1 protein-coding gene is annotated in these 255 nt (G+C 71.8%); it reads left to right on the forward strand.

The features are described from left to right. Window positions 1-255, forward strand: a 255-nt coding sequence (locus IU459_RS38095) for a condensation domain-containing protein (RefSeq protein ID WP_195134374.1), incomplete at both ends; no start/stop codon positions are given.

Here is a 255-nt window from a genome sequence, read left to right on the forward strand (position 1 = left end):
CTGGCCGCTCTCGGCGCTGCAAGCCGGTCTGTTGTTCCACGCCCGCCTTGCGGCGAGCTCGGTGGACGTCTACACCGCGCAGGCGGTGCTGACCCTCACCGGACGGGTGGACGCCGCCCGGTTGCGTGCGGCGGCACAGGCTTTGGTGGACCGCTACGAGAACCTGCGGACCGCGTTCGTCACCGACCGCGACGGCAACCCGGTGCAGATCGTGCTGGAAGGCGTCCGGGTGGCGTGGGCCGAGCACGACCGGAC

This window comes from Nocardia amamiensis, from assembly GCF_015477605.1.
In the GTDB taxonomy this organism is placed as follows: Bacteria; Actinomycetota; Actinomycetes; order Mycobacteriales; family Mycobacteriaceae; genus Nocardia; species Nocardia amamiensis_A.